Raw genomic sequence first — 12,920 nt, forward strand, 5'->3', positions numbered from 1 at the left:
TCCTCAGGCTTGAGCGTGACGCTGGCGCAGGTCGGTGGCAATGCGCGCCATCATCGGGTTATCGAGTCGGCACTTGCGGATCGCCAGCGCCAGCAGCAGATGGAAAAGGGCAGGCAGCAGGGTTTCCATGGCGGTGATGCCCTGCAGCGAGGCGGGCGTCTGGTTGCCTGCGCCCGGCTGGTAGGCCACAAAGATAAACACCAGGCTGATGATCCCGGCGCTGGAGGCCCAGGCCAGCTTGATGAAAAAGAGGTTAAAGGCGAAGTTCATGCCGGAGGAGCGCACGCGGGTTTTCCACTCGCCGTAGTCATCCGCAAAGGCCATCAGCGCGAAGTGCAGCGGCAGGGTAAACCCGAGGATTACCCCGTTCGCCAGAATGACCACCAGCCACAGGGTCTGGTACGCCGGGCCGCCGGGCAGGAACCACATCCCCAGCGCCAGCGCCGCCAGCACCAGGTTGGTGTAATAGTAGAGTTTGACGGTATCGCTGCGGCGCGACAGCAGGTTAACGATCACCGCCCCCAGAATGGCGGCAAAGGTCACCATGGTGAAGAACAGCGAAGTGTAGGCGGTGCTGCCTTCCAGCACGTAAGTGATGAAATACATGTAGCCGCCGCCGCGAATGTTAAAGACGTTGATCAGCAGGAAAGACATCACCAGCATCAGCAGCAGCTGATCGTTCTGACGCAGACCGGCGAGGTGCTCCCTGAGCGTAAATTTTCCCATCATCGCCAGCGGGACGCGTTCGCGCACCCAGAAGAAGCAGCACAGGAACATTACCACCGCAATGGCGCACAGCACGCCAACCCCCAGCTGATACCCCTGCGCCACGTTGCCCTTGCCGAGAAGATCAACCAGCCACGGCAGGCCGACGGAGACCAGGAAACCGGCCACGCCGCACAGCACAAAGCGCCAGGACTGGCAGGAGAGCACTTCGCTGTGGCGGGTGGTCATGGTGTTGATCAGCGCGCAGTAGGGCACGTTGATGGCGGTATAGCCCACCGAGAGCAGCAGATAGGTGCCGAAGGCCCATGCGATTTTGACCCCCATGCCCGCATCCGGCACGGTGAAGGTCAGCACGCCGATAACGCCAATCGGCAGGGCGACCCAGAGCTGCCACGGGCGAAAGCGCCCCCAGCGGCTTTGGGTCCGGTCGGCGATGATCCCCATCACCGGGTCGGATACCGCATCAAATATGCGCAGGGCGATAAACAGCGTACCCACCAGCGCCGGGGTTAAGCCAAAGACATCGGTATAGAAAAAGGTGAGAAAGTTCATGATCAGGCAGGTGATCACCGTCCCGCCGGCATCACCCAGGCCGTAGCCTATTTTTTCGCGCACCGTCAGGCGATCGTTGACGGCCTGCCGGGCAATCTCTGTCTGTGTAATCGGAGTGGAGGTCATGAGGTAACTCCTCGGGTTAGCGGATTTTTTATGTTGTTTTGCAGAGTACTCGATTAATTTTGCACTGTTCCCCGGGGCCAACAAGGGAAGGGAAAAGTATAAAAAGATGAGGATTCCGACCTTGTTCGCAAAATGTGATTTTGATCGAGAAGAACGGTAATTATCTGTTAATAATCAGTGGGAAAGCCTCATAAATTGTCTGTTGATAGCGAGAAAGTGAATAACCATGCTCGAATTATCCATAGCACTTCCGCTTCGGGTTCAGAACGGCGGCTATTTTATCTCCCGGGGTGTAGGGCGGCACCCGGCGCGCAGGCTCGACTCATGGGAGGTGATCTTTGTCGAAAAGGGGACATTAACGATCCAGGAGGATACGACGGTCTTTGACGTCCATGCGGGGGAGAGTTTGCTCCTCTGGCCTCATCGTCGGCATAAAGGCATCGAGGATTTTCCCGCCGATTTACGCTTTTACTGGCTCCATTTTGAGGTGCAGGAACAGCCCTCAGCGTCACCCTGGAGTACGCTGCTGTCGGTGCAGCAGCATGGTAAAACCAGCGATCCGCAGGCGATGATCGCGCTTTTCCGACAATTTCTGACGGAACAGGAGAAACTGCAGCGCAGCCCGGCGCTGGAGTATATTTTGCTATTGATCCTGCAGCAGCTCTCCCTGACGGCCGGGCAGGCGCTGCCGCCGGATGAAGCCGGCGTCAGCCTGGCGTGGAAGGCGCGGCAGCTCATCAGCACCCAGTTTCATCTGCCGCTCTCGACGTCGCAGATCGCCCGGGAGCTACACTGCAACGCCGACTATCTCGGGCGGGTATTTCGTCGGGTTTTTCATCTGACGTTGACCGAGGCTATTCACCGCCAGCGCGTCAGGGGGGCGGAAAAATTACTTCTCAATGACGCCGTGTCGCTCAAGGAGGTGGCGGTGCGCTGCGGATTCAACGACGTGGGCTATTTCCGGCAGATCTTTCGCAAACACACAGGGCTAACGCCCGGCGTCTGGAAACGTCGCTACTGCAAGGAACACATTAATTCTGCCTGAGTTTTGTGGCAGATGGCCAGTTTTCGCGGCAGGGCGCACAAAAGTGGTTTTATGCCCTGTCTGATCAAAGCGCATGGCCTGAACACTCTGGCAACCTGCCTTTTTTCAGCAAGGAGGGAGCAGGCGATGAACCCGTTTATTGTTGCGGACCCGGCAAAATGTATTGGCTGTCGCACCTGCGAAGTGGCCTGCGTGGTGTCTCATCAGGAGAGGCAGAATTGTGCGGCAGTGACGGCAAAGACCTTCATCTCCCGCATTCGGGTGGTGAAAGGCGGAACCTTTACCACAGCGGTTACCTGTCACCAGTGTGAAGATGCCCCCTGCGCTAACGTCTGTCCAACGCAGGCCATTCAGCGTGAGAAGGGCGTCTGGCTGGTGGATCAACAGCGCTGTATCGGCTGTAAAAGCTGTATGGTGGCCTGCCCGTTTGGGGCGATGCAGGTCTCCGGGGATGCGGGGCGGGTTCAGGCCCTGAAGTGCGACCGCTGCTCACACCGCGAAGGCGGACCCGCCTGCGTGGAGGCGTGTCCGACCCGCGCGTTAAGCTGCGTCGATCCAGCCAGATTACGCGCCGAACGGCTGCGTTATCTGGCATAAATCGTTACTGACCGTTTTCCCGCCAGGCGATGTCGATCTCTTCTGCGAGGATCTTCACGCCGGCTTCGATTTTGTCCGGGTCCGGAACGTAGTTCATACGCATGCACTGGTGGGTATGCGGCCACGGTTTATCCAGGCCCGGGAAGAAGTAGTCCCCTGGCACCATCAACACGCCGCGCTTTTTCAGACGCTGGTACAGCAGTTCGGTGGTGATCGGCAGATCCTTAAACCACAGCCAGAGGAAAATCGCCCCTTCAGGTTTGTGGATCAGGCAGCGCTCTTCCGGCAGATAGCGGCGGATAGTCGCGATGGTCTCGTGGACGCGCTGATAATAGAACGGCTTAATCACCTCGTTGGACAGGCGCAGCAGGTCGTTGCGCTTAATCATCTCGCACATCATCGCCGGGCCAATCCCGCCAGGGGACAGACTGATAATGCCGTTCATATTGGTGATGGCGGTGATGATTTTCTCGTTGGCGATGATGATCCCGCAGCGGCTGCCCGGCAGCCCCAGCTTGGACAGGCTCATGCACAGCACGATGTTCGGGTTCCACAGCGGGCGCGCTTCGCTGAAGATGATGCCCGGGAAGGGCACGCCATAGGCGTTATCAATCACCAGCGGGATACCGTGCTGGTTTGCCAGCGCATCCAGCTTAATCAGCTCTTCATCGGTGATGACGTTGCCGGTCGGGTTGGTTGGGCGCGAGACGCAGATCATCCCGGTCTCTTCGCCAATATGCAGATGCTCAAAATCGACGTGGTACTTGAACTGGCCTTCCGGCAGCAGCTCAATGTTCGGACGCGCGGAGACGAAAAGATCGTCTTCCAGGCCGGAATCGGCATAGCCGATATACTCCGGCGTTAACGGGAACAGCACCTTTTTGGTGGTGCCGTCGGCGCGTCGGCCCGCGAAGAGGTTAAATAAGTAGAAAAACGCGCTCTGGCTGCCGTTTGTCAGTGCAATGTTCTGTGGTTCGATCTCCCAGCCGAGGGTATCGCGCAGCATCTCCGCCAGCGTGGTGAGCAGCTCGGTTTTTCCCTGCGGGCCATCATAATTGCACAGCGCATCAGTGGCTGTACCCTTTTCCAGCATGTCCGCGAGGAGCGTCTGAAAATAGGCGTTCATCTCGGGGATTTGTGCCGGATTACCGCCGCCGAGCATGATGGCGCCCGGAGTGCGCAGCCCGTCGTTGAGATCCTCCATCAGGCGGGTAATGCCTGAATGGCGGGTGAATTTGTCGCCGAAAAGTGAAAAGGTCATAGCAGGTGATCTGTCGAGCGTGTTCTAAGTGTGGCTCACCATAACGCTACAACTGCGCGGGTGCAAATCAGCGTCGAAACGAAGAGGTGCGGTTTTGTTTTCCCTGTTTGCTATCTGGCAGCGAATTATTCTGGTTTCTCCTCTCCTGGCAGGAGAGGGGGGTATGTCGATGACGATCAGCGATTGCCTGCCCACACGACCATCACCTTATCGCCCTGATGCTCACGCACAAAGCCGTAGCCCTGCGGCATCGTCAGCGTGGTTTGCGTGCCTTCCCCCACCGCCGGATGGCGGGCGCGGAACTGGCCAAGCCTTTGCCAGTGGGCGACGGTTTCTGCCTGTGAGCCGTTGATATCCTGCCAGTTCATGTCCGAGCGCGTGCCCTGTAAGGGGTCGGAACCCGTAGGGCCAAAGGGCCTTGCTGATTCATCCCCGTAGTAGATCTGCACGCTACCCGGCGCCAGCAGCAGAAGCTCGGCCGCACGCTGGCCGCCCTCGCGGAACAGGCGGGTATCGTGGGAGGAGAGATAGCTCAGGACGTTAAAGCTCTGCAGCTTTTCCGCCATCTGCTGCCAGGTCAGGTCGATACTGGAGAGGCAATCTACCGCTTTGGCCGCCTGCTCCTGATAGTCAAAATTGATCATCGCATCGAAGCCATGCCGGTAGTAATCGCTCTGCATCACCCCATGACCCCAGGACTCGCCGGTCATCCAGAACGGCGCATCGTCGAGTTTCTTATCCGGGTTGGCCGCTTTCCACGCCTTTAGCGCGTCGCTGGCCCGATCTTTCAGCTGCTGCCAGCCGGCAAGCTCAACGTGTTTCGCGGTATCGACCCGGAAACCGTCGATGCCGTATTCACGCACCCACTGACTCAGCCAGTGGGTGAGGTAATCCCGGGGCGTGTAGCCGTCGATGGCCTGCGCCCGGGTGTCGGGTTTGTGGCGATAGAAATTCGGCAAGCCCGACGGGGTGGTGGATTCTGTTTTCAGATCCGGCAGGAAGGCCAGCGACATGGTCAGATCGTCAAAGCCGGGATTATCGTAATCGCCAATGTCGGTGCGCACCCACTTTTTGCCCCACCACTTCTCCCAGCCTGCTTTATCGCTGAAGTTGATGTAGTCGTTAAAGCTGTGCCAGCTCTGTCCGGCGGCCGGTTTCCAGTCTGTCCAGCGATCGCCCAGGATGTTCTTCAGCTCCGTGCCCTGTAAATAGAGAGCGCCAAACTGATACTCCTGCATATCCGCCAGCGTCGCATAACCGGTGTGGTTCATCACCACGTCAAACAGAATGCGGATCCCCCGGCGATGGGCTTCATCCACCAGCTGGCGCAAGTCGTCTTCCGTACCCATGTTGGCATCGAGCCGGGTCCAGTCCTGGATGTAATAACCGTGATAGGCGTAATGGGGGAAATCCCCTTTCGTGCCGCCGCCGACCCAGCCGTGGATCTGTTCCAGCGGGGAGCTGATCCACAGGGCGTTAACGCCAAGCTGCTGCAGGTAATCCAGTTTGCGGGTGAGTCCTTTCAGATCGCCGCCGTGGAAGGTGCCGATCTCTTGCATGCCGTCCTTATGGCGTCCATAGCTATTGTCGTTCGACGGGTCGCCATTCTCAAACCGGTCGGTCAGGACAAAATAGACGGTGGCGTTCTGCCAACTGAACGGGGCGGGCTTGTCTGTCTCTGCCCGCTCCAGTAACAGCAGGCCGTTGCTGCCCGGCGCAGGTTGCAGGGTAATTTTGCCCTGCTGCACGGTGGCGGTCTGTTTGCTGTAGAAATCCCGCACCACGCTTCCTTCCGGGAAGGTATGGCTGACGTCGAGCGTTAAGGGTTTGCCGTCCCATCTGGGGCACTGTTGAACCACCGATGTCACCGCCTTTTCGCTGGTGCTGGCGACGGTCAACATCAGCGTTGGCGTGCCGGAGCGAGTATCAATCCGTGCCTGATAATCACCATCGCGGAAGATGCGCCACTGCACCGGATCGCCTTCGCACGGCTTCAGTGACATCATCTCGTTGAGTTTTATCGCGTTTGTAGGCTGCCAGCACGCCTTGTCAAGATTCAGAGTGAGCGGGCGGGTACCCTTCGTCAGCTTTGCCTGTGACGTGAAAATCCCTGAACCCTCAGCGGTAAAGGCCGGAAAACCCGGGGCGGACCAGTCGGCGCTGGCTATAGCAGGCAAGAACAGAAGAGCGAGAGCAGAACGTTTCATACCATTTTCCTGTCACAGCATTTTGCTCAGTTTGCCATCTATTTTAGTGGGCAAACTCATCCCCTGGCGCTAACGCGCAGGGAGGAGCAAAGAGGGTGAGTGATCTCGCGCTAAGTTCGCTGTTTAACTGCGATATTGAGCACATTTTGATGAAAATGATGCTTAAGCGAGCGATTTTCAGATGACAGGGTTTCGGATTTAGACTATTTCTTTGGATGCTCTTCTCGACTATTTTTGCTAGGATCTGAGATTCGCCTCTCATTTTACGAAAAAAATAAGGTGTTGGAATGTTTCTATCCGACCAGGAGACCTAATGATATCGACTCCCATTCGACGATATGGGGCCGCGATACTCATGTTACTCACCATGGCAATTTCTGGTGAGGTGCTTGCAAAGACGCACACGGACACAACGAGTAATAAGGCCCACGTCTTAAAGACGACAAGTAGTAAGGTTAGCAGTAAACAAGAGTATTCTCGCAATAGTGCAAAGAGTAGTTCACTTCCTGATTTGCGAAAATACCCTTCCGGGACACCAAGGAAAAAAGCGTTTCTCCGGACGGTAATGCCTTACATTACAAGTCAAAATGCCGCGATTACGGCTGATCGTAACTGGTTGATCTCCAAACAGTACGATAGCCGCTGGTCGCCATCAGAACGTACGCGTCTGAAAGAAATATCAAAACGCTATAAAGTGAGCTGGAACGGAAATACACGTCGTGTACCCTGGAACGCTCTGTTAGAACGCGTAGATATTATTCCAGGCAGTATGGTCGCAACGATGGCTGCAGCCGAAAGTGGCTGGGGTACCTCGAAACTCGCACGCAGTAATAACAATCTTTTCGGCATGAAGTGCGCGAAAGGTCGTTGTAACAATGCACCGGGCAAAGTGAAAGGCTACTCGCAGTTCGAATCGGTAAAAGATTCCGTGAATGCGTATGTTGTGAACCTGAACACGCATCCCGCTTACAAATCTTTCCGTAAGTCTCGTGCGCAGCTGCGTAAAGCAGACCAGGAAGTGACCGCGAGCAACATGATCCATAAGCTGAAAGGTTACTCAACCCAGGGCCAACGCTATAACAACTATCTGTTTGCGATGTACCAGGATAATCAGCGCTTAATTGCCGCGCATATGTAATCGTAAAAAAGGCCTTCCATCCGGAAGGCCTTTTTTTAGTTAAATCAGCACTTCACTGTAGCGGTCGCGATACTCTTTCGGCGTGGTGTCATACTCTTTTTTAAACACCGAATAGAAATACTGCAGCGACGGATAACCGCACATCTGCGAAATCTCGTTAATAGACAGCGACGTCGAAATCAGCAGGCTGCGGGCTTTTTCCAGTTTCTCCGCATGAATAACCGCGTGAATCGTCTCTCCCACCTCTTCTTTAAAGCGTTTCTCCAGGTTTGAGCGCGAAATACCTACGGCATCCAGGACCTGATCCACTTTAATACCTTTGCAGGCGTGGTTACGGATATAGTGCATCGCCTGAATGACAGCCGGATCGTTCAGCGAACGGTAATCGGTGGAGCGCCGCTCCACAACGCGGACCGGTGGCACCAGCAGACGCTGCAGGGGCAGGTTTTCGTTATCCAGCAGTCGGTGCAGCAGCTTGGCTGCCTGATAGCCCATCTGACGCGTTCCCTGCGCTACCGACGACAGCGCCACGCGCGAGAGGTAACGGGTGAGCTCTTCATTATCGATCCCAATCACGCACAGCTTTTCCGGCACCGGGATATGCAGATGTTCGCACACCTGCAATACGTGACGGGCCCGGGCATCGGTAACGGCGATGATGCCGGTCTGCGGCGGCAGGGTTTGCAGCCAGTCGGCGAGACGGTTCTGGGCGTGCTGCCAGTTTTCCGGGGCGGTTTCCAGTCCCTGATAAACCACGCCGCGATACTTCTCTTTTGCCACCAGCTGGCAGAACGCATACTCACGCTCCGCCGCCCAGCGCTTACCGCTGGACGCGGGCAGGCCATAAAAGGCGAAGCGGTGAACCCCTTTTTCTTTAAGATGAAGAAACGCGCTCTCTACCAGGGCGTGATTGTCGGTCGCGATATAGTGAACGGCAGGGTAGTTATCCGGCTTGTGGTATGAGCCGCCGACGCCGACGATGGGGACGTCGACATCGACCAGCAGTTGCTGAATAACGGCGTCGTCAAAATCCGCGATGACGCCGTCACCCAGCCAGTCTTTAATATTTTCGATTCGCGTGCGGAAATCTTCTTCGACGAAAATATCCCACTCGGATTGCGACGCCTGCAAGTATTCCCCAACGCCCTCGACGACCTGACGGTCGTAGGCTTTATTGGCATTGAATAACAACGTAATGCGGTGACGCTTCTCAAACATGCGCTATTTTTCCAGAACAAGTGACAGATGATAAGGCATCCTCAGGCGCGCCGTTTGGTTGCGGAATCCATCCATACCGCCAGCAGCAAAATGGCACCCTTGACGATATATTGCCAGAATGTCGGGACGTCCATCATACTCATTCCGTTATCCAGCGACGCCATAATAAATGCCCCCATGACCGCCCCTGCGACGCTGCCGATGCCCCCGGCAAGACTGGTTCCGCCGATGACGCAGGCGGCAATGGCGTCGAGTTCGGCAATATTCCCTGCCGATGGCGAGCCTGCCCCCAGACGCGAACTTAAGATTAGCCCCGCTACGGCAACCATCAGGCCATTAATGGCAAAGACGGCCAGTTTGGTGCGTTCAACATTGATGCCGGAAAGACGCGCGGCTTCGAGGTTGCCCCCAATGGCATAAATACGGCGACCAAAGGCGGTACGGGTCGCCATAAACATCCCCGCCAGCAGCAGCAGAACCAGCAGCAGCACCGGCGTTGGCACGCCGCGATAGTCGTTCAGCAGCCAGATCGCGCCAAGAACAATCACTGCCGTCAACGCCTGGCGTCCGACGACGGAAGTAGAAGGTGTGGTGGCTAAACCTAACGTCTGACGGCGCATTCTGCCGCGCCACTGCCAGGCGACAAATGCCATCAGGCCAATTGCGCCCAGGGTAAAACCCACTCCGCCGGAGAGATAGCTCTGACCAATCTGCGACATGGAGGCGCTGGTAGGAGAGACGGTAGTCCCGTTAGTGATGCCGATCAGGATGCCGCGAAAGGCCAGCATCCCCGCCAGCGTGACGATAAACGACGGTACTTTACGGTAGGCCACCCACCAGCCGTTCCAGGTGCCGAGCAGTAAGCCGAGCAGCAAGGTCACCACGATAGTCAGGGGGAGCGGCCAGCCCAGCCAGACGTCGAATATCGCCGCCACGCCGCCGAGCAGGCCCATCATCGAGCCCACGGAGAGGTCGATTTCCGCAGAGATAATCACAAATACCATCCCCACTGCCAGAATGCCGGTGATGGCGGTCTGGCGCAGCAGGTTGGAGACGTTACGCGCGCTGAGATAAGAGCCGTCGGTCATCCAGGTGAAGAACAGCATGATCGCCACGATAGCGGCAATCATGACAAACACCTGCAGATTGAGCGCTTTCAGCCCGGAAAAGAGGCCCGGTGCGGGTGCCGTGACTTTTAACTCAGAGGGGTTGCTTTTCGACATGGCGTTCGCTCCTTAGTGCGGCTTCCATCACCTGTTCCTGCGTCAGGCTCTGGTTTATCAGGTTGGCTTTCAGTTTTCCTTCGTGCATCACCAGTACCCGGTCGCTGAGACCCAGGACTTCGGGCAGCTCCGAGGAGATGACAATCACGGCGATACCCTGCTGGACCAGCTGGTTGATCAGCTTGTAAATTTCGTACTTCGCGCCGATATCGATCCCGCGGGTAGGTTCATCGAGGATCAGGATGCGCGGGTTGAGCAGCAGGCAGCGGGCGAGGATCGCCTTCTGCTGATTACCGCCGCTCAGACGACCAATCGCCAGTTCCGGGGAGGACGTTTTGACTTTTAGCCGCTGCAAAGACTGAAGGATGCAGTGTTGTTCCGCTGCGTCATCAAGGCTACTCAGCTTGCCGCTGAACTGATCTAACGCGGCAAGGGTGATATTTTTGCCCACCGCCATCACCGGCACGATGCCATCTTTTTTGCGGTCTTCCGGCACCATCGTAATACCCTGGGCGATGGCCTGCTGACAGTTTTTAATCTCAACCGGCTTTCCATCAATAAAGATGCTGCCTTCCCAGCGACCGGGCCAGACGCCAAACAGGCACTGTACGGCCTCGGTGCGCCCGGCACCGACCAGCCCGGCAACGCCAAGGATTTCTCCGCGATGCAGCGAGAAGGAGACGTCATTCACCCGTTTGATATGGCGATTCACCGGATGCCAGGCGGTGAGATGCTCCACGCGCAGCACCTCTTCTCCCAGGGTATGGGGTTCATTCGGGTAGAGCGCGGTCAGCTCACGGCCAACCATCATGGTAATAATGTCGTCCTCGCTCATCCCCTGCGCTTCCCGGGTGCCGATATGCTGCCCGTCGCGAATGACGCACACCGTATCCGAAATCGCTTTTACTTCGTTGAGCTTGTGGGAGATATAAATGCAGGCAATCCCGTGGTGTTGCAGGTCGCGAATGATGTCCAGCAATACCGCGGTTTCCTGTTCCGTCAGCGAGGCTGTCGGTTCATCGAGGATAAGCAGACGCACCTGCTTATTCAGCGCTTTGGCGATCTCCACCAGCTGCTGCTGCCCAAGGCCTAAGTCACCCACCCGCGTATCGGGGGAGATCGCCAGGCTCACCTGGGCCAGCAGCTTTTCGCAGCGCAGGGTCATGGCGTCGTAATCCATTACCCCGTGGCGGGTGATCTCGGCACCGAGGAAGATGTTCTCCAGCACGGTCAGATGCTTCACCAGCGCCAGCTCCTGGTGAATGATAGCGATCCCTTTGCGCTCGGTGTCGCGAATATGCGTGGCCTGCAGCGTTTCGCCAGAAAAAACAATCTCACCGTCGTAGCTGCCGTGAGGATAGATACCGCACAGCACCTTCATTAAGGTGGATTTGCCCGAGCCATTTTCGCCGCATAACGACATGATCTCGCCCGCGTTTAAGCGCAGGCTGACGTTATCGACGGCCTTCACCGCGCCAAAGGCTTTGGTGATACTTTTCATTTCAAGTAAATAAGACATAACTGCCCCGCATGACCCGGTGAAAACAGTACAAGTCGATGCGCCCCCGCAAAGCGGGGACGATGATGGTCTACAGTTCGCTCTTTTTGTGGAAACCGTCTTTCACAACGGTGGCGTCAATGTTCTCTTTATTGACTTCGATAGGGGTCAGCAGTCGGGATGGCACATCTTTCAGGCCGTTGTTTAACCTGGCGTCCGCTTTAGGCTGCTGGCCATTTCCCAGCTCAACGGCAATTTCCGCCGCGGTGGTGGCAAGCTGGGTGATGGGTTTATAAACGGTCATGGTCTGGGTGCCCGCCACGATGCGTTTCACCCCGGCCAGGTCAGCATCCTGCCCGGAGATCGCTACTTTGCCGGCCAGCCCCTGGGCGCTGAGCGCCTGAATGGCGCCCCCTGCGGTTGCATCGTTAGAGGCCACCACGGCATCGATTTTGTTATTGTTGGCGGTTAAGGCGTTTTCCATAATTTTTAATGCGTTTTCTGGTAACCAGCCGTCCGCCCACTGGTCGCCAACGATCTTGATTTTGCCCTCATCGATATAGGGCTTCAGCACCTTCATCTGCCCGGCGCGGAAGAGTTTGGCGTTGTTGTCTACCGGCGAGCCGCCCATCAGGAAGTAATTGCCCTGAGGCACTTTTGCGACCAGGCTTTGCGCCTGTAATTCACCGACTTTTTCATTGTCGAAGGAAATATAATAGTCGATATCCGCATTATTAATCATGCGGTCATAAGCCAGCACTTTAATGCCTTCGCGTTTGGCTTCTTTAACCACGTTACTTAAAACCTGGCCGTTATAGGGAATAATAACCAGAACGTCGACGCCGCGGTTTATCATATTTTCGATTTGCGACATCTGAGTTTCTTCATTGCCGTTGGCAGATTGTACAAAAACTTTTGCACCTAATGCCTCTGCCTTATTGACAAAAATATCGCGATCTTTTTGCCAGCGTTCCAGACGGAGGTCATCAATCGCCATGCCGATTTTGACTTCTTTTGCATGACTCGCCGTACTCGCCAGCAGCAGCGATGCACAAAGAGTGAGGCACAGGTTCTTTATCTTCATAATTGTATTGCCTTTTGTAGGGTTAGGTTGCTGAGATAAAAGAAACAATCATTGCAAGAGACGTAGCAAATTCTTAACGGGGAACGGCAGGCTGGCAATTACAGATTTTTATCTTCTCGTTATGATATTTGGTTTATTTCTGAATTTATGACAGCGATCGGATTTTAAATTTCATAACTGCTTAATTACACATGATTATGGAATTTGCGCTGTGAAATTCGGTTGTCTGCAAATTGATTTTGCGA

At 55.9% G+C, this 12,920-nt stretch carries 10 protein-coding genes; 3 read left to right on the forward strand and 7 right to left on the reverse strand.

All coding sequences use genetic code 11. The features are described 5' to 3' along the window. Positions 1 to 3: 3 nt before the first annotated feature. Positions 4 to 1,404, reverse strand: coding sequence for an MFS transporter (locus tag NB069_RS00720; protein ID WP_250586958.1), 1,401 nt, complete (start codon positions 1,402 to 1,404; stop codon positions 4 to 6). A gap of 226 nt (positions 1,405 to 1,630) precedes the next feature. On the opposite strand from NB069_RS00720, the gene NB069_RS00725 reads away from it, so the two are divergent. Then, the gene (locus NB069_RS00725) at positions 1,631 to 2,449 is read left to right on the forward strand and encodes a helix-turn-helix domain-containing protein (RefSeq protein ID WP_250586960.1); all 819 of its coding nucleotides are present in this window, start codon (positions 1,631 to 1,633) and stop codon (positions 2,447 to 2,449) included. 126 nt (positions 2,450 to 2,575) lie between these two features. Continuing rightward, entirely contained in the window at positions 2,576 to 3,046 is a 471-nt protein-coding gene (locus NB069_RS00730) for a 4Fe-4S dicluster domain-containing protein (protein WP_250586962.1), read from the forward strand. Positions 3,047 to 3,050: 4 nt separating this feature from the next. Here NB069_RS00730 and avtA read toward each other — a convergent pair whose 3' ends face one another. Both avtA and NB069_RS00740 read right to left on the reverse strand, forming a co-directional pair. Then, the gene (avtA, locus tag NB069_RS00735; protein ID WP_250586964.1) at positions 3,051 to 4,307 is read right to left on the reverse strand and encodes a valine--pyruvate transaminase; all 1,257 of its coding nucleotides are present in this window, start codon (positions 4,305 to 4,307) and stop codon (positions 3,051 to 3,053) included. Positions 4,308 to 4,483: 176 nt separating this feature from the next. After that, complete coding sequence (locus NB069_RS00740) at positions 4,484 to 6,514, reverse strand: alpha-amylase (RefSeq protein WP_250586965.1); 2,031 nt, start codon at positions 6,512 to 6,514, stop codon at positions 4,484 to 4,486. Between the two features lie 313 nt (positions 6,515 to 6,827). On the opposite strand from NB069_RS00740, the gene NB069_RS00745 reads away from it, so the two are divergent. Further along, positions 6,828 to 7,652: a protein bax gene (locus tag NB069_RS00745; RefSeq protein ID WP_250586966.1), complete on the forward strand. Its 825-nt coding sequence runs from the start codon at positions 6,828 to 6,830 to the stop codon at positions 7,650 to 7,652. 39 nt (positions 7,653 to 7,691) lie between these two features. On the opposite strand, the gene xylR is transcribed toward NB069_RS00745, so the two are convergent. The 4 genes from xylR to xylF form a co-directional block, all read right to left on the reverse strand. After that, positions 7,692 to 8,870: a D-xylose utilization transcriptional activator XylR gene (gene xylR, locus NB069_RS00750; RefSeq protein WP_250586967.1), complete on the reverse strand. Its 1,179-nt coding sequence runs from the start codon at positions 8,868 to 8,870 to the stop codon at positions 7,692 to 7,694. A 41-nt stretch (positions 8,871 to 8,911) separates the two neighbouring features. Further along, a complete protein-coding gene (xylH, locus tag NB069_RS00755) occupies positions 8,912 to 10,093 on the reverse strand; it encodes a xylose ABC transporter permease XylH (RefSeq protein WP_250586968.1) in 1,182 nt (393 codons plus the stop codon). After that, complete coding sequence (locus NB069_RS00760) at positions 10,071 to 11,612, reverse strand: xylose ABC transporter ATP-binding protein (RefSeq protein ID WP_250586970.1); 1,542 nt, start codon at positions 11,610 to 11,612, stop codon at positions 10,071 to 10,073. The genes xylH and NB069_RS00760 overlap by 23 nt, the downstream gene beginning before the upstream one ends. 70 nt (positions 11,613 to 11,682) lie before the next feature. Then, entirely contained in the window at positions 11,683 to 12,675 is a 993-nt protein-coding gene (xylF, locus tag NB069_RS00765) for a D-xylose ABC transporter substrate-binding protein (RefSeq protein WP_250586972.1), read from the reverse strand. Between the last annotated feature and the right edge of the window lie 245 nt (positions 12,676 to 12,920).

The sequence above is a fragment of the Leclercia adecarboxylata genome (genome assembly GCF_023639785.1).
GTDB lineage: Bacteria > Pseudomonadota > Gammaproteobacteria > Enterobacterales > Enterobacteriaceae > Enterobacter > Enterobacter adecarboxylatus_D.